Origin of the sequence: Streptomyces sp. NPDC052043 (genome assembly GCF_044548235.1) — a bacterium.
In the GTDB taxonomy this organism is placed as follows: domain Bacteria; phylum Actinomycetota; class Actinomycetes; order Streptomycetales; family Streptomycetaceae; genus Streptomyces.
This window is the reverse complement of sequence record NZ_JBIUBT010000002.1, coordinates 701,155-725,153: the sequence shown is the minus strand read 5'-3', so window position 1 is coordinate 725,153 and position 23,999 is coordinate 701,155. Positions and strand designations below refer to the sequence as shown.

Genomic DNA, 23,999 nt, shown 5'->3' with positions numbered 1-23,999 from the left:
TCACTCCCCGCCGCGCAGGATGCTGTTGCCCTCGTGGGTGGCGCCGGTCGCGGCGACGTCGAGGCCCAGCCGGCCGCTGAGGCCGTAGAACTCGACCGGGTTGCGCCACAGCACGCGGTCCACCTCGTCCTCGGTGAAGCCCTCGGCGAGCATGAGGTCGCCCACCTTGCGGGTCTTGAGGGGGTCGCTTCTGCCCCAGTCTGCGGCGGAGTTGACGAGGACCCGTTCGGGGCCGTGGGCGCGCAGGATCGCGACCATCCGCTCCTCGTCCATCTTGGTGTCGGGGTAGACGGAGAAGCCGAGCCAGCAGCCGCTGTCCTTGGCCTCCTTGACGGTGGTCTCGTTGAGGTGGTCGACCAGGACGCGATCCAGGGGCAGCGCCGACTCCGCCACGACGTCGAGGGTGCGGCGCAGCCCGGCGAGCTTGTCGCGGTGCGGGGTGTGGACGAGGGCGGGCAGCCCGTGGTCGGCGGCGAGCTGCAACTGGGCGGAGAGTGCGGTGTCCTCCTCCGGTGTCATCGAGTCGTAGCCGATCTCGCCGACGGCGACGACCTGGTCCTTGACGAGGTAGCGGGGCAGTTCGTCGAGGACGGGCAGGCAGCGCGGGTCGTTGGCCTCCTTGGGGTTGAGGGCGATGGTGCAGTGGTGGGCGATGCCGTACTGGGCGGCGCGGAAGGGTTCCCAGCCGATCAGGGAGTCGAAGTAGTCGAGGAAGGAGGCGGCCGAGGTGCGGGGCTGGCCGAGCCAGAAGGCCGGTTCCACGACGGCGCGGACGCCGGCGGCGTGCATGGCCTCGTAGTCGTCGGTGGTCCTGGACGTCATGTGGATGTGGGGATCGAAGATGCGCATCAGGACTCCTTGCCGTGGGGGTCGACCGGGCTGTGCGGCGCGGTGTCGGGCTCGGTCAGGGCCAGGACGCGGTGCAGGTCCTCGGGGACCTGCCGGCCGGCGGCGGTGCGTTCGGCGGCGTAGTCGCCGAGCATGCGGGCGAGTTCGGCGTCGCCTCGGGCGCGGCGGCCCAGGTCCGCGACGCTGTCCACGGGCACACCCGTGAACAGGCACTTCAGCACGGCGTGCCGCCATGCGTGGGGTGCCAGGTGTCGGGCGGCGTACGGGCCCACGGCGGCAGCGAGCAGCCGGGTGTCGTTGGTGCGCAGCGCGTCGTCGACCAGTGGGAGGGCGTCGGGTCCCGGCACGAGGTGGGGCAGGGCGTGCAGGACGGCGCGGCGTTCGTCGGCGGTGCCCTGGCGGTAGGCCCGGGTGAGGGCGCCGAGGTCGGCCTGGGCGGCGTGCAGGATGAGGACGCGGGCGGCGTCGGCGTGGGCGGGCCCGCAGCGGCGGCCGGCCTCGGCCAGACGCAGTTCCCACCCGGAGATCGGCCCGTGGGTTCCGGGGCGGGCGGCGGCCTCGTCGAGCGCCTGGTCGAGCCAGGCCCGTGCGGCCGGGGTGAGGCCGGTCTCCGTCCGGGCGCGCAGCTCGTCCGTGGGTGCGGGGGCGGTGCCGGCCGTGGGGGTGCCCGCGGTGCCGGTGCCGTGCGGGTGGGTCATCGGGTGCTCCCTTCTGGGGTGACCGGATGCTCGGGGGCGTCCAGCCCGGAGGCGGAGGGGACGGGGACCGCGGGAACGGGGGTTGCGGGCGCGGAGGCGGAGGGGACGGCGGCCGGAGGGACGGGGGCCGGGGGCTCGTCCGTGGGCGTGGCGGTGGTGGCCGCTTGGCGGAGGAAGGGCAGGGAGAGCTCGGCGTGGTGCGGGCCGGCGTGGGAGTGCCGGGGCAGTTCCACGACGGTCAGGCCCTCGTAGCCGGTGGCGGCCAGGGCCGCGAGGACGGGCGGGAAGTCGATGTCGCCGTCCCCGAAGGGGAGGTGTTCGTGCACGCCGCGGCGCATGTCCTCGATCTGGACGTGCCGCAGCCAGGGCGCGGCGGCGCGGACGCACTCGGCCGGAGGGAGGGGTTCGAGGCACTGGCAGTGGCCGATGTCGAGGGTGAGGCCCAGGTTCTCCGGGTCGCCGAGGGTGCGGCGCAGCTGGTGGAAGTCGGCGAGGGTGGCGAGGAGGTGACCGGGTTCGGGTTCCACGGCGAGGGGTACGCCGGCGGCGGTGGCGGCCTCCAGCACGGGGCCCAGGGACTCGGCGAGCCGCTTCCACGCCGTGTCCCGGTCGGTGCCGGGCGGGGTGATGCCGCTGAAGCAGTGCACGGCGTGGGCGCCGAGGTCGGCGGCCACCCGTACGGCGCGCAGCAGCAGGTCCACGCGCCGGGCACGGTCCTCCGGGTCGGCGTCCAGGAGGGAGGGGCCGTGCTTGCGGCGCGGGTCGAGCACATAGCGGGCGCCCGTCTCCACCGTCACCCCCAGGCCGAGCGCGTCAAGCCGGTGCGCGACCCGGCGGGTGCGGGCGGCCAGGTCGGGGGCGAGCGGGTCGAGGTGCATGTGGTCGAGGGTCAGTCCGACGCCGTCGTAGCCGAGGTCGGCGAGCAGGCCGAGGGCGTCGTCGAGGCGCAGGTCCGCGAGGCCGTTGGTGCCGTAGCCGAAGCGCGGGGCCGCGGCGGGATCGGGGCTCATGTCACGCTCACCTTCCTCGCGAACCTTCGGGCCAGGGGGGCCAGAGCGGCCGTGCACAGGGCGGTGACCGGTGCGCCCGCGCGGGCGGACAGCGCGGCCTGGAGCGGGATCATGGCGCGGATGCCACCGCCGACGGCCCGCTGGGTGAGCGGCGGTGAGGGGTTGAGGACGGCGTGGGCGAGGGGACGGGCGGCGGTGGCGGCGTAGCCGAGGGCGAGGGCCGCGCGGAGCGCGCCGCCCGGTGCCGGGGGGAGGCCCGGCGGACCGAGGGGGGCTGCTCCGCCTCGGTCCGCCGGGAGCCGGAGGGCCACGGCGGGCGGGGTCAGCGCGTACGCGACGCAGGCGGTGGCGGCGAGGGCCGCGAGCGGTACGGCGGTGGAGCCGCCCTGGGTCTCGCGGCGGGAGACGGCGGTGACGGCCAGGGTGTGGGCGCCCAGGGCGGCGGCGGACGGTACGGCCGCGCGGACCCGGCCGCCGCTCGCGGCGGCGCCGAGCACGAGGTCGAGGCTCCGGGCCGCCGCCATCGCCGGCGGTCCCGCCCAGGTCCGCTTCAGCCCGAGGTCGTACGCCCAGACGGTGGCGGCGAGCGGAACGGCGACGGTGAGCGCGGGGCGGCCGGCGCGGGCGGCGAGCGCGAGGCCCAGGGCGGTGAGCGCGCCGGCCGCGGCGAGCGCGGCGCCGGGGGCGATCCGCCCGGACGGGAGCGGCCGGTGCGGGCGCTCCACGGCGTCCTCGGCGCGGTCCGCCCAGTCGTTGAGCGCCATGCCCGCCTGGTAGAGGCACAGGGACGAGCCGATGGCAAGGAGCGTGCGGGCCCCGGGGCCGCCCCGCCCGGCCGCCGCGGCCCCGGCGAGGGCGTCACCGGGGACGGTGAACAGGGCGGGCAGTCGCAGCAGTTCGACCCAGTCGGCGGGGGTGCCGACGCCCAGGGAGGGTGCGACGGGATCGCCGTCCACCGGCGCCGGGCGGGAAGCCCGCTGCGCCGCGCCGGACGCCTCCGGTCGTCGTCCGGCGGGGTCGGTGGCCGGCACCGTTCGTTCGGCGGAGGCCGTGGGGGTGGCTGTGGCGCTCTCCCCCGCCGGGCCGGCCGGGTCCGGAGCTCGGACGTCGTGGCGTGGGCGGCGGCCGCGGCCCGAGGCCCCGCGCGCTCCGACGACGGCGGCGACGGTCACCGCCAGGGCGACGGCCACCAGACCGTGGCGGGTCACCGCCGGTCCCCCAGCCGTCGGCCGAAGTCCAGGAGCGCCGCGTACTGCTCCCCCAGCGCGGCGGGGGCGCCCGGGTCGGGGTCCTTGAAGTAGAAGCCGAGTTCGGGGCGCGGCCCGGTCAGTCCGCGTGCGTGGGCGCGGGCCAGCAGCCGGGCCAGGTCGAGGACCAGGGGCGCGGCGAGCGCCGAGTCACAGCCCTGCCAGGTCGTCTGGAGGGTCATCCGGGAGCCGAGGAAGCCGTCGAAGGCGATGTGGTCCCAGGCGGTCTTCCAGTCGCCGAGCGCGGGCACGTCGTCGATGTGCACCTCTCCTTGGGGGACCGTGCCCAGGGTGTCCGCGAGGACCCGTTCCTTGCCTGAGTTCTTCGCCGCGGCGGCGGCGGGGTCGGCGAGGGCGGCGCCGTCCCCGCCGCCGAGGAGGTTCGTTCCGGACCAGGCCAGCACGCGCAGCGCCCGCTGCGTGAACATCGGGCCGAGCACGGACCGCAGCAGGGTCTGCCCGGTCTTGCCGTCGCGGCCCGCGTAGGGCAGGGCGGCGGCCTCCGCCTCGGCGGCGAGCGCGGGGTGGTGCAGCCCGGTCGACGGGGTGAAGTTGACGTACGGACAGCCCGCGCGCAGGGCCGCTGCCGCGTAGAGCGAGCTGGCGGGCAGGGCGGTGCCCTCGGGGGCGGGTTCGGTGGAGGCGACGTTGACGACGACGGTGCGGGCGAGTCCGTGGCGGTGGGTGAAGTCGCGGATGTCGTCGGCGAGGGCGTCGATGAGGGTGTCCTCGCTCCGGGTGTCGCCGGGCAGCGGACCGCCGGGTCTGATCTCCTCGTCGGCGGCGGCCAGTTCACTGCGGACGGCGGAGGGCAGGCCGTGCGGCAGGACGCCGCCGGCGGCGAGGGTCTCGGCGCGTTTGGGCAGCGGGCAGTCGACGGTGTCGTGCCCGCCGAAGACGAGGGAGGACAGAGCCGGCAGGCCGCTCGCGGCGAAGGGCTCTGTCTCGGTGACGAGGCCGGCGGTGGGATGCAGTCCGGCGGCCACGGCGGCGCATCCGGTGATGGCGGTGGTGGCGACGGAGCCTCGCGCGCCGATCAGCCAGACGCCGGTGCGGGAGGGGGAAGCGGAAGGTTCGGCGGACATGGGCAGCCTCCTTGTCGTACGCGAACCGAAAGCCGGACGGGTGCTCGGACGCCGGACGGCCTCCGGGGTGCCGCCGGCGCCGAGGTCGGGCCCGGAGCCGGCTTCCCGGCCGGGCGACGTCTCGCCCCGAGCGGGGACCTGGCTCGGGCTCGGGCTCGGGACCGGACCGGGACCGGGACCGGACCGGGACCGGGACCGGGCTCGGGACCGGAGCCAACGCCGGGACCCTGAACCGGGATCCGAACCGAGCGCCGAACCGAGATCCGGGACTGTGGTCCGGCACCGGCACCGGCACCGGCACCGGCACCGGCACCGGGGCCGGGTCCGGGACGGGTACCCGGTCCGGGACCGTGCGGGTACCGGCGCCGGCTTTCCGGCCGGGCAAGGCCTCGGCCAGAGCCGAAACCGAAGCCGAACCCAAGACCCGGACCCGGACCGGAACCTGGACCCATCCGAGACCGAGATCGGGACCCGGTCCCGGACCGGAACCCGGATCCGGACCTGGGCCTGGGCCTGGGCCCAGAACCGGAATGCGGACCGGACCGGACCGAGATCCGGAACCGGACCCGGACCGGAACCGGAACCCAGATCCGAGACCTGGAGCCGGGCCCGGTACCGGAGTCAGGGGGTCGGGCCCGTTCCAGCCCCGGTCGGCGGGGTGGGCGGGTGGGGCGGGGACGGCGGGCGGGAGTCCGGCGTCTCCCGCCCGCCGCCGTTTCAGGCGCCCGTGACGGGCGGCTGTTCCTTGGTTCAGTCGGTGCGCGGCTTGCAGTCCGCCTTCTCCTGGCCGGTGGTGTACTTCAGCCCACCGAGCAGGTGACTGCGGAAGCCGTCCTCGGCGTAGGACTCCTTGGTGTGGCCGAGGCCGGTGTAGAAGGAGCGTCCGCCCTGGTAGGACTGGCACCAGGCGATCGGGTGGTCGCCGTTCATCGTGCCGCCCTCGTAGCTGCTCTCGTCCAGGGTGGCCAGGACACGGGCGTGGTCACGCGGGTTGGAGCGGTAGTTGTACCACTCGTCCGTGCGGTCCCACGCGTCGTCGAGGCCCTTGGTCGCCGGGTGGTCGTGCTCGGGGACCTGGACGGTGGCCTGCTGGATCTGCGGGTGCGAGTCGAAGTACGCGCCGACCAGGCCGCCGTAGAACGGCCAGTCGTACTCGGTGTCGGCGGCCGCGTGGATGCCCATGTAACCGCCGCCGCCGGCGATGTACTTCTCGAACGCCTGCTGCTGGTCGGCGTTGAGGACGTCGCCGGTGGTGGAGAGGAAGACGACGGCGTCGTAGCGGGCGAGGTTGGCGGTGGTGAACTGCTGGGACTCCTCGGTGGCGTCGACGGCGATGCCGCTCTGCTTGCCGAGGTCCTTCAGGGTCTGGACCCCGGTCTCGATGGAGTCGTGCCGGAAGCCGGCCGTCTTGGAGAAGACGAGGACGCGCTTGTCGTTCTTCGCGGGCTTCTTGTCGGAGATCACGAAGTCGTCGAGGTCGAAGAGCGCTCCGTCGCCGCCCTTGAAGACCAGGTACAGCTCGGTGGTCTTCTTCGGCAGCTTGCTGAGCGGGATGTCGATGTCCTGGAAGGTCTCCCAGCTGCCGGTCACCGGGACGACCCCGGACCCGTGCAGGGTGCCGTTCGGGCCCCCGGTGCGGACCTCCAGGTACCCGCCGGCGCCGCCGGAGGAGACCCGGGCGGTGAGCGTCTGGGCGCCGCTGAGGTTGTAGGGCTTGAACGAGATCCAGTCACCGTTGTCGATGTCGCCGACGGTCTTCCCGCCGTTGGCCTCGGCCTTGTCGTAGGTGCGGATGCCGCTCTGGGCACTGAAGTGCTCGGCCTGCCGGTGGCGGGGCTGGAGCACGATCTGGTCGTGCGTGGTCAGCGCTTCCTGACCGCCGCCGCCGTTGTCGGTGTACTCGGCGTCGAGGACGCCGAAGATGTTGGCGTTGGGGTCGTGCTCGGTGTCGGCGGGCGCGGTGATGGTGCCCTCGCAGCCCTTGGCCGAGGTGATCGGGTGGCCGTGGTTGTCGTGGCCGAGGATGTAGCGGACGGTGACCTTGGAGCAGTCGATCTTCTTGTCCTCGGCGTCGGTGACCTTCACCTTGAACGGGACGGTGTCACCGAACTCGAACAGCGTGCCGTCGGCCGGGGTCTGGAAGGTGACGGTGGGCGCGGTGTTGCCGACGACCACGTGGACGTTGGCGGTGGCGGTGTAGCCCGTCGGGTCCGTCACGGTGACGGTGGCCGTGTACGTGCCGTTGGTGCGGTAGGTGTGCTGGGGCGACTCGCCGGTGCCGGTGGTGCCGTCACCGAAGTCCCAGGCGTAGGTGAGCGCGTCGCCGTCGGCGTCCTTGCCGGTCGCGGAGAAGGACACCTTCAGGGGCGCCTTGCCCGACGTCCGGTCCGACGTGGCGGTCACGGTCGGCGCGTGGCCGTTGGTGACGTTCTCGATGCGGTACAGCGCGGAGTTCTCGTCGCCGCCGAACCAGGACAGGCCGTAGTCCAGGACGTACAGGGCGCCGTCCGGGCCGAAGGCCATGTCCATCACCTGGGTGCCGGACCAGGGGAAGGGGTTGATGGACTGGACGGTGCCGTCGTCGTCCTGCTCGATCCGCTTGATCCACTGGCGGCCGAACTCACCGGCGAAGAAGTCCCCGTCGTAGGACTCGGGGAACTTGGCGGGGGAGTTCAGGTCGGCGTCGTAGCGGTAGACCGGGCCGCCCATCGGGGACTCGGAGCCGTCGCCGAACTCGGGGATGGAGGCGCCGTCGTAGTCGATCCAGGCCGGCTGGGCCGGCGGGAGGTCGACCAGGCCGGTGTTGTTCGGGGAGGTGTTCTTCGGCGCCGCGCAGTCGAAGGCGTCACCGGACTTCTGGGTGGCGAAGTCGTACTTGACGTACGCCTGGTTCTGGCCGACGCAGTAGGGCCAGCCGAAGTTGCCGGGCTTGGTCACGCGGTTGAACTCGACCATGCCGGAGGGGCCGCGGTTCGGGTTGGCGGCGCCGGCGTCCGGCCCGTACTCGCCGATGTAGATGGTGCCGGTGGGCTTGTCGATGCTGAACCGGAACGGGTTGCGCAGGCCCATCGCGTAGATCTCGGGACGGGTCTTCGGGGTGCCCGGGGCGAAGAGGTTGCCCTCGGGGATGTCGTAGGAGCCGTCCGGATTGACCTTGATCCGCAGGATCTTGCCGCGCAGGTCGTTGGTGTTGCCCGCGCTGCGCTGGGCGTCGAAGGCCGGGTTGCGGTCGGGCCGCTCGTCGATGGGCGCGTAGCCGTCGGAGGAGAACGGGTTGGAGTCGTCACCGGTCGACAGGTAGAGGTTGCCGTCCTTGTCGAAGTCGATGTCGCCGCCGACGTGACAGCACATGCCGCGGGAGGTCTTGACCTCGAGGACGTTCTTCTCGCTGGCCAGGTCCAGGGTGCCGTTTTCGTCCAGGACGAACCGGGAGAGCCGGTTGACGCCGTCGAAGGGCGCGAAGTCGGCGGCGGTGCCGTTCTCGGGGGCGTCGCCGGGCGGGGTGTTCAGGGGCGGCGCGTAGTAGAGGTAGACGAAGCGGTTCTCGGCGAAGTCGGGGTCGATCCCGATGCCCTGGAGCCCCTCCTCGTCGTGGTCGTAGACGGCCAACTTGCCCGCGACGGACGTGTTGCCCTGCGCGTCGGTCAGGCGCAGGGTGCCGTCGCGGGAGGTGTGCAGGACGCTGCGGTCCGGAAGGACGGCCAGCGACATCGGTTCGCCGACCTCGGCGACGCCCTTGGCGAGGGTGACCTGCTGGAAGTCCTCGGCGGCCGCGGCGGCCGGTCTGGTGGCGTCGGGGTCACTCGCGCTCGCCGGCGGCGCGGCGAGCGCGAGTGAGGTACCCGCGAGGAGCGAACCGGTGAGGAGTGCGAGTGCCTTGCGGAATCTGGGACGTTTCCTGTGCACGAAGATCCCTCCGGGAGGGTGGGGGTCGTACGGGGCAGATGCTGTGTGCCGGGGTGCGCCGTCACTCCGGAGATGTGCGTGACCTGTACAACTCCGGGACCGTAGCTGGCTTTGTCGGAGTCGGGTAGTCCTTGTACAGAAGAGAAGTTGGCCTTTTTCCAGCGTCAGGACAAAGCGGTTTTCGGGCAGGCCGAACCGACGGGTGGCGCTCCGCGCCCCCCGCCGAACCGGCGGAGCCAACCGGCGGAGCTACTGGCCGAAGGCGGCGTCGAACGACGCGCTCGGCGGGTCGAAGTCGAACTCCTTGAGCCGGCGCAGCGCTTCGGGGGCGCCCTGGAGCCGGTCCATGCCGGCGTCCTCCCACTCCACCGAGACGGGGCCGGTGTAGTCGATGGACCGCAGCATGCGGAAGACGTCCTCCCACGGGACGTCACCGTGTCCGGCGGAGACGAAGTCCCAGCCGCGCCGGGGGTCGCCCCACGGCAGGTGGGAGCCGAGGCGGCCGTTGCGCCCGTCGAGGCGTTTGCGGGCCTCCTTGCAGTCCACGTGGTAGATCCGGTCGCGGAAGTCGTACAGGAAGCCGACCGGGTCGAGGTCCTGCCACACGAAGTGGCTCGGGTCGAAGTTCAGCCCGAACGCGGGCCGGTTGTCGACCGCGTCCAGGGCCCGCCGGGTGGTCCAGTAGTCGTACGCGATCTCGCCGGGGTGCACCTCGTGCGCGAAGCGGACGCCCTCGGCGTCGAACACGTCGAGGATCGGGTTCCAGCGCTCGGCGAAGTCCTCGTAGCCGCGTTCGATCATGCCCGGCGGCACCGGCGGGAACATGGCGACGAGGTGCCAGATCGAGGATCCGGTGAAGCCGATGACGGTGTCGACGCCGAAGGCGGCCGCCGCCCGCGCCGTGTCCTTGAGCTCGGCGGCGGCCCGCCGCCGTACGCCCTCGGGCTCCCCGTCGCCCCAGATCCTGGCCGGCAGGATGCCCTGGTGGCGCTCGTCGATCGGGTGGTCGCAGACCCCCTGACCTACCAGGTGGTTGGAGATGGCCCAGCACTTGAGGCCGTACTTGTCGAGCAGCGCGCGCCGCCCGTCGAGGTAGGCGGGGTCGGCCAGTGCCTTGTCGACTTCGAAGTGGTCTCCCCAGCAGGCAAGTTCGAGTCCGTCGTAGCCGAAGTCGCGGGCCAGTCGGCAGACTTCCTCCAGGGGGAGGTCGGCCCACTGGCCGGTGAACAGGGTGAACGAGCGTGACATGACCGGGCCTCCCTAGACCGGGACGGGCGTGTAGAGGGAATTCTTCGCCGCGCTCTCCTCGACGGCGGCCAGGACGCGCTGGACCTGGAGCCCGTCGGCGAAGGACGGTTCGGGCGCGGTGCCCGCGGCGATCGCGAGCACCAGGTCGCGGGCCTGGTGGACGAAGCTGTGCTCGTAGCCGAGGCCGTGGCCCGGCGGCCACCAGGCCGCGAGGTAGGGGTGGTCGGGTTCGGTGACGAGGATCCGGCGGAAACCGGCGCTGACCGCGGGTTCGGTGTGGTCGTGGTACGAGAGCTCGTTGAGTCGTTCCAGGTCGAAGGCGAGCGAGCCGTGCGATCCGTTGAGCTCGATGTGCAGCGCGTTCTTGCGGCCGGAGGCGAACCGGGTCGCCTCGAAGGAGGCGAGCGCGCCCGAGCCGAACCGGGCGGTGAACAGGGCCGCGTCGTCGACGGTGACCTCTCCCAGGCCACTGCCGCCGACGCCGCTGAGCCCGGCGGCCGCCCCGGCCGGCAGCGGGCGCTCCCGGACGAAGGTCTCGGTGACCGCGGACACCCCGGTGATCGGCTCGCCCGCGAGGTACTGGGCGAGGTCGACGATGTGGGCGCCCAGGTCGCCGAGCGCGCCGGAGCCCGCCGCGTCCTTGCGCAGCCGCCAGGTCAGCGGGAACTCCGGGTCGACGAGCCAGTCCTGGAGGTAACTGACCCGTACGTGCCGCAGGGTGCCGAGGCGGCCCTCGGCGACCATGCGGCGGGCCAGCGCGGTCGCGGGCAGCCGCCGGTAGTTGAAGCCGACCATGGCGACCTGGCCGCGGGCCCGGGCCCGCTCGGCCGCCTCGGTCATCGCCCGCGCCTCCTCGACCGAGTTGGCGAGGGGCTTCTCGCACAGCACGTGCTTGCCGGCCTCCAGGGCGGCCACGGCGATCTCCGCGTGGCTGTCGCCCGGGGTGCAGATGTCGACGAGGTCGACGTCGTCGCGGGCGATCAGATCGCGCCAGTCGGTCTCCGCGTCGGCCCAGCCGAGCCGGGCGGCCGCGCCCCGCACGGCCGCCCCGTCACGTCCGGCGACGGCGGCCAGTACGGGCCGGTGCGGCAGGTCGAAGACGCGGCCCACGGTGCGCCATCCCTGGGAGTGGGCGGCGCCCATGAAGGCGTATCCGACCATGCCGACACGCAGCGGAGGCTTCCCGGCCGCGGGCTCGCTCTCGGCCTGCTCCGACTGTCCCTTCAGGCCCATACCGATAACTCCTTCTCGTGAACGTTCGCAGCGGCGTTCCCGACGCCGTGACCGTGATGTGGGGGGTTGGCAGCGCCCATTACTTGAAGCCGGTGGGCATGTACTGGTCCACGTTGGTCTTGTCGACCACGGCCGAGAACAACGTGATGGACGCGGGGATCTCGAACTCCGCCATGCCGGACACGCCCTTGCCCTGGCCCAGTGCGCGGGCCAGGTCGATCGCGGACGCGGCCATCGTCGGCGGGTACAGCACGGTGGCCTTCAGGACGCCCTTGTCCTGCTTGATCTGTTCGAACGCGGAGAGCGCGCCGGCGCCGCCGACCATCAGGAACTCGTCGCGCCCGGCCTGCTCGATGGCGCGCAGCGCGCCGACGCCCTGGTCGTCGTCGTGGTTCCACAGCGCGTCGATGTGCTTCTGTGCCTGGAGGAGCTGGGCCATCTTCGACTGGCCGGACTCGACGGTGAACTCGGCCGCCTGGCGGGCCACCTTGGTGATGTTGGAGTAGTTCTTCAGCGCGTCGTCGAAGCCCTGGCTGCGCTGCTTGGTCAGCTCCAGGTTGTCCAGGCCGGCGAGTTCGACGACCTTCGCGTTCGGCTTGCCCTTGAGCTGCTCGCCGATGTACTGCCCGGCGTTGAAGCCCATGCCGTAGTTGTCGCCGCCGATCCAGCAGCGGTAGGCCTGCGGGGAGTTGAAGACCCGGTCGAGGTTGACGACGGGGATGCCCGCGCGCATCGCCTTCAGGCCGACCTGGGTGAGTGCCTTGCCGTCGGCGGGCAGGATCACCAGGACGTCGACCTTCTTGTTGATCAGGGTCTCGATCTGCCCGATCTGCGCGGCGGTGTCGTTGGAGCCCTCGGTGATCTCCAGGGTGACGTCGGAGTACGTCTTGGCGCGGCTCTTGGCGTTCTCGTTGATCGCGTTGAGCCAGCCGTGGTCGGCCTGGGGGCCGGCGAAGCCGATGGTGACCGCCTTGCCGGGCGTGTTGTCGGCGGCGGGCTTGTCGTTCGCCGAGGGCTTGTCGTCCTTGGTCTCGTTGCTGGTGCAGGCGGCGAGGAAGGCGGTGGCGCCGACGGCGGCGCCACCGAAGAGCAGACCTCTGCGGCTCGGTGTCTGGGGCATGGCGATGGCCTTTCCGTTGAGGGCCGTACGGAGCGGGCGGCTCGGCTGGGCTGGGGCCTGTTCCGAGTTCACCGTCGTCCGCGCGGAGAACTCGGAACAGGCCCTAGGGGGTGGAGGCGGTGCGCCGCTGGACGAGGACGGCGGCGACGATGATGGCGCCCTTGGCGATCTGCTGGACGTCGCTCTGGAGGTTGTTCAGGGCGAAGATGTTGGAGATCGTGGTGAAGATCAGGACACCGAGGACGGAGCCGACGATGGTGCCCCGGCCACCGCTCAGCAGGGTCCCGCCGATGATCGCGGCGGCGATGGCGTCGAGTTCGTACAGGTTGCCGTTGGTGTTCTGGCCGGACCCGGACAGGACGATCAGCAGGAAGGCCGCGATGCCGCAGCACAGCCCGGACAGCAGGTAGAGGTAGAGGCGCTGGCGGCGGACGTCGATGCCCGCGAGGCGGGCCGCCTCCGCGTTGCCGCCGACGGCGACGGTGCGCCGCCCGAACGTGGTGCGGTTCAGCACGAGCCAGCCGATGACGGTGACGGCGGCGAAGACCAGGACCAGCGGCGGCACGCCGAGGATGTAGGAGTCGCGATCGCCGAGCTTCAGGATGCCGTCGATGGTGACGATCTGCGTCTTGCCGCCGGTGATGTGCAGGGCGAGTCCGCGCGCGGAGGCGAGCATGGCGAGCGTCGCGATGAACGGGACCATGCCGCCGTACGCGATGAGGACGCCGTTGACGAGTCCGCAGCCGACACCGACGAGCACCGCCGTGAACAGCACGCCCACGAAGCCGTACTCCTGGGTGGCGACGGTGGTGGCCCACACGGAGGAGAGGGCGACGATCGCGCCGACGGACAGGTCGATGCCGCCGCTCATGATGACGAAGGTCATCCCGACGGTCACGACACCGATGACGGACGACAGGGTGAGCACCAGTTGCAGGTTGCGGGTGTCCAGGAACGCGTCGGGTTTGGTGAGGCCGCCGATGAGGACGAGGGCGGCGAGCACGCCGAGCAGCGACAGGGTGCGCAGGTCGGCGCGCGCCCACACGACGCGCAGCGGGCCGGCGCCGCCGGCCGGGGCGTCCGCGCGGTCGGCGGGGGACGGCCCGGCGTCGGGTCCGCCCTGCTGGGCCGGGGTGGCGGGGTGCGTCATGACGTCGCGCTCCCTTCCTCGGTTACGGACTGCGTGGACACGGGGCTTCCTTCCATGACCAGGTCGAGTACGCGGTGTTCGTCCAGTTCCCGGGCGGGTGCCGTGTGGACGACGAGCCCTTCGCGGAGCACCAGGACGCGGTCGGCGAGGCCGAGCACCTCGGGCACCTCGCTGGAGACCAGGAGGACGGCCAGGCCCTCGTCGGCGAGGCGGCGCACCACCGCGTACAGCTCGGCGCGGGCGCCGACGTCGACGCCGCGGGTGGGTTCGTCGAGGAGCAGGACACGGCAGCCGCGCAGCAGCCAGCGGGCGAGGACCGCCTTCTGCTGGTTGCCGCCGGAGAGGGTGCGCACCGGGACGTCGGGGTTGTCGGGGCGCAGGGAGAGTTCGCGGGTGGCCTGCCGGGCGGCGTTCCGTTCGGCGCGCCGGTCCAGCCAGCCGCCGCGGGCGAAGCGCGGCAGCGTGGAGACGCTGACGTTGCGGGTGACGGACTCCAGCATCAGCAGGGCCTGGGCCTTGCGTTCCTCGGGGGCGAGCCCGAGTCCGGCGCGCACGGCGGAGCGCACGCTGCCGGGGCGCAGCGGTGTGCCGTCGACGAGGACGCGGCCCGCGCTGGGTTTGCGTGCGCCGTAGACGGTCTCCAGGATCTCGGAGCGGCCGGAGCCGACGAGTCCGGCGAGGCCGACGATCTCGCCGGGCCGCAGTTCGAGGTCGAGGGGGGCGAACTCCCCGTCGCGGGCGAGTCCTTCGACCGTGAGGACGGGCGGGAGGTGCGCGGGACCGGCCGGCGGGCGCGGCGGGAAGACGTACTCGACGTTGCGGCCCGTCATCAGGGAGACGATCTCGCGGGTCGGGGTGGACTCGGCGGGCAGGCCCCCGGCGACGGCGCGGCCGTCCTTGAGGACGGTGACCCGGTCGCCGATGCGGCGGATCTCCTCCAGGCGGTGGGAGATGTAGACGACGGCGACACCGTCGGCGGTGAGGTCGCCGACGATGCGGAAGAGGTTGTCGACCTCGTCCGGGTCGAGGGCGGCGGACGGTTCGTCCATCACGATGAGCCGGACGTCGTGGGAGAGGGCCCGTGCCATGGAGACGACCTGCTGCTGGGCGGCGGAGAGTTCGCCGACGAGCCGGGCCGGGTCGATCTCGGGGTGGCCGAGCCGCCCCAGGAGGGCGGCGGTGGCGGAACGGGCCTCGCGACGGCGGACGACGAAGCCGGCGGCGGTGGGTTCGTGGCCGAGGAAGACGTTCTCGGCGACCGACAGATGTCCCACCAGGTCGAGTTCCTGGTAGATGGTGGCGATACCGAGGTTCATGGCGGCGATCGGAGACTTCAGGACGGTCGGCTCGCCCCGCCAGGTGATCTTCCCGTCGTCGGGCTGGTGGGCCCCGGCGAGTACCTTGATGAGGGTGGACTTCCCTGCGCCGTTCTGGCCGAGCAGGCAGTGCACCTCTCCGGCCTGTACCTCCAGGTCGACTCCGTCCAGGGCACGGACTCCGGGGAACGACTTGGTGATGCCGGACATGCTGAGCAGGGGTGGTTCTGGAGCCATGGTGGTTCCCCTCGGCGGATACGGCCGGTCTCAGGGCAGGGCTGACGTACGCGGGGCTGGTGTACACGGGTCTGATGTACGCGGGGCGGGCCGGTGGTGGTGCCGTGCTGCGTGCTGGTGGTGCGGGGCGTACCGGTGGTGCGGGGCGGTGCGGGGTGGTGCGCGCCGGTCAGGCCGGCGAGAACAGGTGGTCGCTGATGAGCCGGGCCGCGCCGATGACTCCGGCGGCGGGCCCCAACTCGCCCAGGACGATGGGCAGGTTGCCGGTCGCCAGGGGCAACGACTGGCGGTAGACCTGGGTGCGGATCGCGGCGAGCAGGGTGTGGCCGAGGCCGGTGACCCCGCCGCCGATCACCACCAGGCCGGGGTTGAAGAAGGAGACGAGTCCGGCGATGACCTGGCCGGTGCGGGTACCGCCCTGCCGGATCAGGCCGAGCGAGGTGGCGTCGCCCGCGGCGGCCGCGGCGGCCACGTCGACGGCGGTGAGGGCGCCGTTCGCCTCAAGCCGGGTCGCGAGCTCGGCCGACCGGCCCTGCTGGGCCGCCTCCAGCGCGTCACGGGCCAGGGCGGCGCCGCTGAAGTGGGCCTCCAGACAGCCCCGGTTGCCGCAGACGCAGGGGCGTCCGTCCGGCACGGCCTGGATGTGCCCGATGTCGCCCGCGCTGCCGGTCGTACCGCGGTGGACCTCGCCGTCGACGACGATGCCGCAGCCGATGCCAGTGCCGATCTTGACGCAGAGGAAGTCGTCCACGGAGCGGGCGACGCCCGCGTGCTGCTCCCCCATCGCCATGAGGTTCACGTCGTTGTCGACCATGACCGGGCAGCCGAGTTCCTGGCTGAGCGCCTCCCGCACGGGGAAGCCGTCCCAGCCGGGCATGATCGGGGGCGCCACGGGGACGCCCTGGGGGAAGCGGACGGGGCCGGGGACGCCGATGCCGGCGCCGTCGTATCCCTCCGCGAGCCCCGACACCCGCAACTTCGCGGCCATGGCGAGGACTTGCTCGAAGACCGCGACGGGCCCCTCGCGTACGTCCAGCGGCTGGTTGAGGTGTCCCAGCACCTCCAGTTCGGCGTTGGTGACGGCGACGTCGACCGAGGTCGCGCCGATGTCGACGCCCAGGAAGCGGAGTTCGGGGGCGAGCCGGACGTTGTGGGAGCGGCGGCCGCCGCGTGAGGCGGCGAGTCCGTCGGCCACGACCAGTCCCGTCTCCAGGAGCCGGTCGACCTCCACGGCCAGCTTCGACCGGGACAGCTCGACGCGGTCGCCGAGCTGTGCCCGGGAGCTGGGTCCCCCGTCGCGCAGCAGCTTCAGCAGCCGGGCCTGATGGGGGTTGGCGGGTCGTGCCGTCATACGTCTCACGTGCCCCTCCCCGCCTCAATTCGGCCTACGCACACGGGATTTCGACCACTTGACTGCTTGCTTGAGAGAGGAACGTAGCAGCGACTGCCGGAACTGGGAAGAAGTTGCGCAGGGATTGCCTCCAACTTTCCCCACCGACAGGACAAAGTTGGAGGCGCCGAGCGAAAGCCAGAGGGCCGGACTTCGTGGGGTCAGCACTTGGCACGGGTCAGCACTTGGCGTGCGGTCAGGGCTTGGCGCGGATCAGCACTTGGCCTGCGGTCAGGGCTTGGCGTGCGGTCAGGGCTTGACGCGCGGTCAGGGCTTGGCCTGGCCGTGGTACGACCTGCGGGTGTGCTCCGTGTGCTCACGCATCAGGCGGGTGGCGCGCTGCTCGTCGCGCTCGCCGATCGCCTCGATGAGCGCGCGGTGCTCGATCCAGGACTGGCGGCCGCGCTGCCGGGCCACCGGGGTGTAGTACCAGCGCACCCGCCGGTCGACCTGGGCGGCGAGTTCGGCGAGCACCGCGTTGCCGGCCAGCTCCACGACCTTGGCGTGGAAGCGGGCGTTCAGGGCCACGGCCGTCTCCACGTCGTCGGCGGCGACGGCCTCGAACCCCCGCGCCACCAGCTCCTCCAGGGCGGCGACGCCGTCGCGGTCCGCGTTCGCTGCGGCGAGGCGGGCCGCCTCGGCCTCCAGGAGCATGCGCACGCTGAGGAGTTGGTCGGCCTCCTCCTCCGTCGGCTCGTGCACGAAGGCGCCCTGGGCGGGCCGCAGATCGACCCACCCCTCGGTGTTCAGACGCTGGAGCGCCTCGCGCACCGGCTGCCGGGAGACGCCGAGGTGCCCGGCGAGCTCGCTCTCGACGAGGTGCTGGCCCGGCTGGAGGGCGCGGGTGGTGATGAGTTCCAGCAGGGCTTCGTAGACGCGCTCGCGCAGCGGGCCGGGGCGCTCGAGCCTGGGCACCGCCCCCTGCGGCAGTCCTGTCGACAACATCGCGGTCCCCTCCTCGGCCGGGCGCGTGCGCAGCAGGCGGACGGCCGGGTCCTTGACACTCGGACGGAGCGTCGATCGCCGTTCGTCTACAGTCTACGATGCACAGTCGCCGCGATCAGTGGATGTCGGGCGCGTCACACGCACACGCGCGCGACGCCCGCGTACGCACCGCGCGGGATTCGCCGGCGGCCGCTCACGGGCAGCGCACGACCTGCCCGGCGTAGGACAGGTTGCCGCCGAAGCCGAACAGCAGCACCGGGTCCCCCGTGGTCACCTCGCCCCGTTCGACGAGCTTGGACAGGGCCAGCGGGATGCTCGCGGCCGAGGTGTTGCCGGACTCGCTGACGTCGCGGGCGACCACGGCGTTGACGGCCCCCAGCTTCGCGGCGAGCGGCTCGATGATGCGCAGGTTGGCCTGGTGCAGGACGACCGCGGCGAGTTCCTCGGGCGCGAAGCCGGCGCGCTCGCAGGCCTGCCGGGCCAGCGGCGGCAGCTGGGTGGTGGCCCACCGGTAGACGCTCTGCCCCTCCTGCGCGAACCGCGGGGGCGTGCCCTCGATCCGCACCGCGTGTCCCATCTCGGGCACCGAGCCCCACAGCACCGGCCCGATCCCGGGCTCCTCGCCCGGCCGGCAGGCCTCGACCACGGCGGCCCCGGCCCCGTCGCCGACGAGCACGCAGGTCGTGCGGTCGGTCCAGTCGGTCACGTCGGACATCTTGTCGGCGCCGACGACCAGGGCGCGGGTCGCGGCCCCGGCGCGCACGGTGTGGTCGGCGGTGGCCAGGGCGTGGGTGAAGCCCGCGCACACGACGTTGACGTCCATCGCGGCCGGCCCCGGGACGCCGAGCCGGGCGGCGACGCGGGCGGCGGTGTTCGGGGAGCGGTCCGTGGCCGTGGAGGTGGCGACGAGCACCAGGTCGATGTCGGCGGGCGTGAGCCCCGCCGCCGCGAGCGCCTTGGCGGCGGCGTGCGCGCCGAGTTCGTCGACCGGCTCGTCGGGCCCCGCGATGTGCCGGGTCCGGATGCCCACCCGGCTCCTGATCCACTCGTCGCTGGTCGCCACGATGCCCTCCAGGTCCTCATTGGTGAGCACCTTGGCGGGTTGGTAGTGACCGACGGCGGTGATGCGCGAGCCGTTCATGGGTGGTTCCCCTCGTGGCCGTGGGTAGCGGGATTCACCAGTCTGGTCAGTGACTCGCGGGTAACGCGGCAGGTGAAGTCACAGGATTGACGGGCCCCTCTTGTCGGCTTCGGTCAGAGGGGGTGCCCCTCACCGCGAGAGGCCGGAGGCACCTTGCCGGAGCGGCGCGCGGCAGTGGACAATGCATCGTCGACAGTATCCAGTTCTGCGGCGGGAGCGGTTCTCCCGCCGCGATGCCTGCCGTACGTGCAGGACAATGAGATGATCGGGGCCGCTTCGGCCGAAGAGCGCACAGAACCGGGGCTGATCAGGGCATGGGACGAGTCACGGAACGACGCAAGGTGATCCGCATCCGGGACGGAGCCGTCTCGTCCCGCCCCGACACCCTGGTCGCCGAGGAGCCGCTGGAGATCCGGCTGAACGGCAAACCCCTGGCGATCACCATGCGCACCCCGGGTGACGACTTCGCGCTGGCGGCCGGCTTCCTGGTGAGCGAGGGCGTCCTGGGCGCCGCGTCCGACCTGCTGAACATCGTGTACTGCGCGGGCGCGACGGCGGACGGGACGAACACGTACAACGTGGTGGACGTGAAGACCGCGCCGGACGTCGTCCTGCCCGACATCACCCTCGAGCGCAACGTGTACACGACCTCGTCGTGCGGCCTGTGCGGCAAGGCGAGCCTGGACGCGGTCCGTACGACGGCCCGCTGGCCGATCTCCGACACTCCCCCGCTGCGGATCGGAACCGAGCTGCTGGCGAGCCTGCCCGACCGGCTGCGGGCCGCCCAGCGCGTCTTCGACCGCACCGGCGGGCTGCACGCGGCGGCGCTGTTCAGCGAGGACGGCGAACTGCTGGACATACGCGAGGACGTGGGCCGGCACAACGCGGTCGACAAGCTGATCGGCCGCGCCCTGCAGAGCGGCGACCTGCCCCTGTCCCGCAGGATCCTGCTGGTCTCCGGCCGCGCCTCCTTCGAGCTGGCCCAGAAGGCCGTCATGGCGGGCATCCCGGTCCTGGCGGCCGTCTCGGCCCCGTCGTCCCTGGCGGTGGACCTGGCCGCGGAGACGGGGCTGACGCTGGTGGGCTTCCTGCGGGGCAGCTCCATGAACGTGTACGCGGGCGGGGGGCGGATCGCCCTGCCGGAGCCGGCCGCACACGGCTGAGCAGCCCGGTGGCCGGAACGGACCGGCCCGATCCGGGCCCCGATCCGACGGCCGCGCCGGTGCCGCAGCCGTCACGCTGCGCAGAGGTCACCGAGGCGGGTTCGTCGTACCGACCGCGGACGGTGACGCCGCGGACGGCGCCGGCCCGGCGGTCTCCTGCCGCACCTCGGCGTCGCGCGCCCGGCGCTTGGCGATCACCGCGCACACCATGAGCTGCATCTGGTGGAAGAGCATCAGCGGCAGCACGGCGAGCGAGGCATGGGCGCCGAACAGGACGCTCGCCATGGGCAGCCCGGAGGCCAGCGACTTCTTCGAGCCCGCGAACTGCACGGCGACGCGGTCCTCGCGGGAAAAGCCCAGCGCCCGGGTGCCGTACCAGGTCAGGGCGAGCATCACGGCCAGCAGCAGGGCCTCCACGACGAGCAGCCCGCCCAGCCGTACGGCGCTGACCTGGTGCCAGATGCCGCGCACCATGCCCTCGCTGAACGCGGTGTAGACGACGAGCAGGATCGAGCCGCGGTCGACCAGCCCGAGGATCTTCTTGTGCCGGGCGACGAAGCGTCCGATCCACGGCCTGAGGAGCTGCCCGGCGACGAACGGCACGAGCAGTTGCACCACGATCGTGACCAGCGAGTGCCCGGAGAAGCCGCCGCCGCTGTTGCCGAGCAGCGCGGCCGCGAGCAGCGGGGTGAGGACGATGCCGACCAGGGAGGAGAAGGAGCCGGCGCAGATCGCGGCGGGCACGTTGCCGCGGGCGATGGAGGTGAAAGCGATCGACGACTGGATGGTCGACGGGACCAGGGTGAGGAAGAGCAGGCCCTGGTAGAGCGGCTGGTTCAGCAGCACCGGGACGAGTCCGCCGGCGGCGATGCCGAGCAGCGGGAAGATCACGAAGGTGCAGGCCAGGACCGTGACGTGCAGCCGCCAGTGCTTCAGTCCGTCCAGCGCCTCACGGGTGGACAGCCGGACACCGTAGAGGAAGAACAGCAGGGCGATCGCGGCGGTCGAGGCGCCCGAGGCCACATGGGCGGCCGCGCCGCGGGCCGGGAGGAGTGCCGCGATGCCCACCGTCCCCAGCAACAGGACGATGTACGGGTCGATCGGCAGCCAGTTCGTCCGGCGCAGGCGTTTCACGGTGCTCCACTTGCTCGTGCTCTTCGGGTCGGTACGGGCGCCGTCACGCCCGTGCGGCAAAGGTCCGACGGGTCCCCTCTCCATCGTGCCCGGCCGGGCGTTGATCGGGAATCCGTCATACCGCTCTGACTGTCATCGTGTTCCGCGATGACCGCGCTAGCCTGGTCCCGTGTACGACCCCGCCCAGCTGCGCACCTTCCTGACCGTGGCCCAGACCCTCAGCTTCACGGGGGCGGCGCGGCGGCTCGGGCTGCGCCAGTCGACCGTCAGCCAGCACGTGCGCCGTCTGGAGGACGCGACCGGCAGGCTGCTGTTCTCCCGCGACACCCACTCGGTGGAGCTGACCGAGGACGGCGAGGCCATGCTGGGCTTCGCGCGCCGGATCCTCCAGGTGCACGAGCAGGCGGCCGCGTTCTTCACCGGCGCCCGGCTGCGCGGCCGGCTGCGGTTCGGCGCGTCGGAGGACTTCGTGCTCACCCGGCTGCCGGAGATCCTGGAGGGCTTCCGCTACGAGCATCCCGAGGTCGACCTGGAGCTGACAGTGGAACTGTCGGGCACGCTGCACGAGCAGCTCGCCGCCGGCAGGCTGGACCTGGTGCTGGCCAAGCGGCGCCCCGAGGACCCGCGGGGCGAGCCGGTCTGGCGCGACCGCCTGGTGTGGATCGGCGCCGAGCGGCTGCGCCTGGACCCCGACCGCCCGGTGCCGCTCATCGTGTACCCGCCGCCCGGCATCACCCGGGCCCTGGCGCTCGCGGCGCTGGAGCGCCAGGGCCGGCCGTGGCGCGTCGCCTGCACCAGCGGCAGCCTCAACGGCCTGATCGCCGCCGCCCGCGCGGGCCTGGGCGTGATGGCCCACTCCCGTGGCCTGATCCCGCCGGGCCTGGTGCGCGTCCCGGACCGGGCGGGCCTGCCGGAGCTGGGCGGAGTCGACTTCGTGCTCGTCCACGGCCGCCGCCACGACACCCCGCACCACGCGGCCGACGCCCTGGCCACGGCCATCCTGACCAGCGGCGACCGCCTCCACCGGCGCGGAGTCGGCCAGGACACGACCTATTAGGGCCTCTCCGGCCGGTCGCGAGGGCCGTAATCGGGCGGTACAGATTCGGTGCAGATAACGGCACCGAACCTTACGGGTCCGTAGGAAAGTCTGTCCGACCCTTCCCCTTGTGAGCGCATTTTCCGGCGTCCACCCGGGCACCGCCCGCCTCCGCGGGCCCAGACGCCCCTGCCGCGCTGGGGTAGCTTTCACGGCGCTGTGCGGAGCGTCACAAGGAACGGGAGCGGGGTTTGCGCGAGTTCACCAGCCCTCCGTCGACGTTGCCACCGCCGGTGGGCGGACTGGCCGACGTCGTCTTCCAGCATGCGCTGGACGACCCGCTCCACATCGCGCTCGGCCGCAAGGACGAGTTCGGCAGATGGCGGGATGTGACCTGCGCCGAGTTCCGCGACGAGGTGCTGGCCCTCGCCAAGGGCCTGCTGGCCCAGGGCATCCGCTTCGGCGACCGCGTGGCGATCATGTCCCGTACCCGCTACGAGTGGACGCTGTTCGACTTCGCGCTGTGGACGATCGGCGCCCAGGTGGTGCCGCTCTACCCCACCGCCTCGGCCGAGCAGTGCTTCTGGGCGCTGCACGACGCGGAGGTCACGGCGGCGGTCGTGGAGCACGAGGAGCACGCGATGACGATCGCCACCGTCATCGACCGGCTCCCGCGGCTGCGCCTGTTGTGGCAGTTGGACACCGGCATCGTGCAGCAGTTGTACGACGCGGGCGGGCACATCGACGACGACGTGGTGCACCGGCACCGGGAGGCGGTCACCCCGGACTCGGTCGCGACCGTCATCTACACCTCCGGCACCACCGGCCGCCCCAAGGGCTGTGTGCTGTCGCACGGCAACTTCATGTTCGAGTCGGACACCGTGATCGAGCGCTGGGAGCCGGTGTTCCACAGCAGGAAGGGCGACGAGGCGGCCACGCTGCTGTTCCTGCCGCTCGCCCACGTCTTCGGGCGGATGGTGGAGGTCGCCGCGATCCGCGGCAAGGTCCGTTTCGGCCATCAGCCGCAACTGAGCGCCGCCGCGCTGCTGCCCGACCTCCAGGCGTTCCGGCCGACGTTCATCCTGGCGGTGCCGTACATCTTCGAGAAGGTGTTCGGCGCGGCCCGCCGCAAGGCGGAGAAGGAGGGCAGGGACGGGCCGTTCGAGAAGGCCGTCGAGGTCGCCGTGCGGTACGCCGACGCCGTCGAGGCCAAGGCCTGGGGCGTCGGCGCCGGCCCCTCGGCGGCCCTGAGAATGCAGCACCAGTTCTTCGACACGTTCGTGTACTCCAAGGTGCGTGCCGCGATGGGCGGCAGGATCCGCAACGCGATGTCCGGCGGCTCGGCCATGGACCGCCGGCTCGGACTGTTCTTCGCGGGCGCCGGCGTGCAGATCTACGAGGGCTACGGACTGACCGAGTCCACCGCGGCGGCCACCGCCAATCCGCCCGAACGCACCCGCTACGGCACGGTCGGGCAGCCCGTTCCTGGCACCACCGTGCGCATCGCCGACGACGGCGAGATCTGGCTGCGCGGCGACAACGTCTTCCAGGGCTACCTCCACAACAAGAAGGCCACCGACGAGGCCCTGCACGACGGCTGGCTGGCCACCGGCGACCTCGGCTCCCTCGACGAGGACGGCTATCTGACGATCACCGGCCGCAAGAAGGAGATCCTGGTGACCTCCGGCGGCAAGAGCGTGGCGCCCGGCCTGCTGGAGGAGCGGGTGCGCGACCACCCGCTGATCTCCCAGTGCATCGTCGTCGGCAACGACCGCCCCTACGTCGCCGCGCTGGTCACCCTCGACCACGAGGCCGTCGAGCACTGGCTCCGGATGCGCGGCAAACCGCTGATGCCGACGGCCCGGCTGGTGCACGACCCCGACCTGGAGACCGAGGTCCGCCGCGCGGTGGTCGCCGCCAACACGCTGGTCTCCCAGGCCGAGTCGATCCGCACCTTCCGCATCCTCGCCCAGCCGTTCACCGAGGAGCACGGTCTACTGACCCCGTCCCTGAAGCTCAAGCGCAGGGCCATCGAGGACGCCTACGCCGCCGAGGTGGAGGCGCTGTACCGGGTCTGATCCGGTCGGATCG

Annotated in this window: 18 protein-coding genes; 3 read left to right on the top strand and 15 right to left on the bottom strand. The window is 72.5% G+C overall.

From position 1 onward, the window contains the following. The 14 genes from ACIHCX_RS07870 to ACIHCX_RS07805 form a co-directional block, all read right to left on the bottom strand. Nucleotides 1-849 carry a TatD family hydrolase gene (locus ACIHCX_RS07870; protein WP_400027655.1) on the bottom strand — a complete coding sequence of 283 codons (849 nt, stop codon included), beginning with the start codon at nt 847-849 and terminating at the stop codon, nt 1-3. After that, nucleotides 849-1,547 carry an EboA domain-containing protein gene (locus tag ACIHCX_RS07865; protein ID WP_400027653.1) on the bottom strand — a complete coding sequence of 233 codons (699 nt, stop codon included), beginning with the start codon at nt 1,545-1,547 and terminating at the stop codon, nt 849-851. The genes ACIHCX_RS07870 and ACIHCX_RS07865 overlap by 1 nt, the downstream gene beginning before the upstream one ends. Then, the gene (locus ACIHCX_RS07860) at nt 1,544-2,557 is read right to left on the bottom strand and encodes a sugar phosphate isomerase/epimerase family protein (protein ID WP_400027651.1); all 1,014 of its coding nucleotides are present in this window, start codon (nt 2,555-2,557) and stop codon (nt 1,544-1,546) included. The genes ACIHCX_RS07865 and ACIHCX_RS07860 overlap by 4 nt, the downstream gene beginning before the upstream one ends. Next, nucleotides 2,554-3,513 carry an SCO3242 family prenyltransferase gene (locus ACIHCX_RS07855; RefSeq protein ID WP_400027724.1) on the bottom strand — a complete coding sequence of 320 codons (960 nt, stop codon included), beginning with the start codon at nt 3,511-3,513 and terminating at the stop codon, nt 2,554-2,556. Before ACIHCX_RS07855 ends, ACIHCX_RS07860 begins: the two co-directional genes overlap by 4 nt. Nucleotides 3,514-3,761: 248 nt before the next feature. Further along, complete coding sequence (locus tag ACIHCX_RS07850) at nt 3,762-4,889, bottom strand: inositol-3-phosphate synthase (protein ID WP_400027649.1); 1,128 nt, start codon at nt 4,887-4,889, stop codon at nt 3,762-3,764. Nucleotides 4,890-5,639: 750 nt separating this feature from the next. Next, the gene (locus ACIHCX_RS07845) at nt 5,640-8,795 is read right to left on the bottom strand and encodes a ThuA domain-containing protein (RefSeq protein ID WP_400027647.1); all 3,156 of its coding nucleotides are present in this window, start codon (nt 8,793-8,795) and stop codon (nt 5,640-5,642) included. 249 nt (nt 8,796-9,044) lie between these two features. Beyond that, entirely contained in the window at nt 9,045-10,043 is a 999-nt protein-coding gene (locus ACIHCX_RS07840; protein WP_400027645.1) for a sugar phosphate isomerase/epimerase family protein, read from the bottom strand. 12 nt (nt 10,044-10,055) lie between these two features. Further along, complete coding sequence (locus tag ACIHCX_RS07835; protein WP_400027643.1) at nt 10,056-11,276, bottom strand: Gfo/Idh/MocA family protein; 1,221 nt, start codon at nt 11,274-11,276, stop codon at nt 10,056-10,058. Nucleotides 11,277-11,355: 79 nt separating this feature from the next. After that, nucleotides 11,356-12,396: a substrate-binding domain-containing protein gene (locus ACIHCX_RS07830; RefSeq protein WP_400027641.1), complete on the bottom strand. Its 1,041-nt coding sequence runs from the start codon at nt 12,394-12,396 to the stop codon at nt 11,356-11,358. Between the two features lie 103 nt (nt 12,397-12,499). Then, nucleotides 12,500-13,546, bottom strand: coding sequence for an ABC transporter permease (locus ACIHCX_RS07825; RefSeq protein WP_400027639.1), 1,047 nt, complete (start codon nt 13,544-13,546; stop codon nt 12,500-12,502). Then, nucleotides 13,543-15,099: a sugar ABC transporter ATP-binding protein gene (locus ACIHCX_RS07820; RefSeq protein ID WP_400027637.1), complete on the bottom strand. Its 1,557-nt coding sequence runs from the start codon at nt 15,097-15,099 to the stop codon at nt 13,543-13,545. The genes ACIHCX_RS07825 and ACIHCX_RS07820 overlap by 4 nt, the downstream gene beginning before the upstream one ends. 169 nt (nt 15,100-15,268) lie before the next feature. Continuing rightward, nucleotides 15,269-16,450, bottom strand: a complete 1,182-nt coding sequence (locus ACIHCX_RS07815; RefSeq protein WP_400027722.1) for an ROK family protein — start codon at nt 16,448-16,450, stop codon at nt 15,269-15,271. Nucleotides 16,451-16,756: 306 nt separating this feature from the next. Continuing rightward, nucleotides 16,757-17,434 (bottom strand): GntR family transcriptional regulator, encoded by a 678-nt coding sequence (locus tag ACIHCX_RS07810; protein ID WP_400027636.1) that lies wholly within the window; start codon nt 17,432-17,434, stop codon nt 16,757-16,759. Nucleotides 17,435-17,627: 193 nt separating this feature from the next. Next, nucleotides 17,628-18,575: a beta-ketoacyl-ACP synthase III gene (locus tag ACIHCX_RS07805; RefSeq protein WP_400027634.1), complete on the bottom strand. Its 948-nt coding sequence runs from the start codon at nt 18,573-18,575 to the stop codon at nt 17,628-17,630. Between the two features lie 314 nt (nt 18,576-18,889). On the opposite strand from ACIHCX_RS07805, the gene fdhD reads away from it, so the two are divergent. Further along, nucleotides 18,890-19,738, top strand: coding sequence for a formate dehydrogenase accessory sulfurtransferase FdhD (fdhD, locus tag ACIHCX_RS07800; protein ID WP_400027632.1), 849 nt, complete (start codon nt 18,890-18,892; stop codon nt 19,736-19,738). Nucleotides 19,739-19,825: 87 nt separating this feature from the next. Here the strand turns inward: fdhD and ACIHCX_RS07795 are convergent, their stop codons facing one another. Further along, nucleotides 19,826-20,872, bottom strand: coding sequence for a bile acid:sodium symporter family protein (locus ACIHCX_RS07795; RefSeq protein ID WP_400027630.1), 1,047 nt, complete (start codon nt 20,870-20,872; stop codon nt 19,826-19,828). A gap of 169 nt (nt 20,873-21,041) precedes the next feature. Here ACIHCX_RS07795 and ACIHCX_RS07790 point away from each other — a divergent pair, with 169 nt between their 5' ends. Both ACIHCX_RS07790 and ACIHCX_RS07785 read left to right on the top strand, forming a co-directional pair. Then, the gene (locus tag ACIHCX_RS07790; protein ID WP_400027628.1) at nt 21,042-21,929 is read left to right on the top strand and encodes a LysR substrate-binding domain-containing protein; all 888 of its coding nucleotides are present in this window, start codon (nt 21,042-21,044) and stop codon (nt 21,927-21,929) included. Between the two features lie 230 nt (nt 21,930-22,159). Further along, entirely contained in the window at nt 22,160-23,986 is a 1,827-nt protein-coding gene (locus ACIHCX_RS07785) for an AMP-dependent synthetase/ligase (RefSeq protein WP_400027626.1), read from the top strand. Nucleotides 23,987-23,999: the final 13 nt, after the last annotated feature.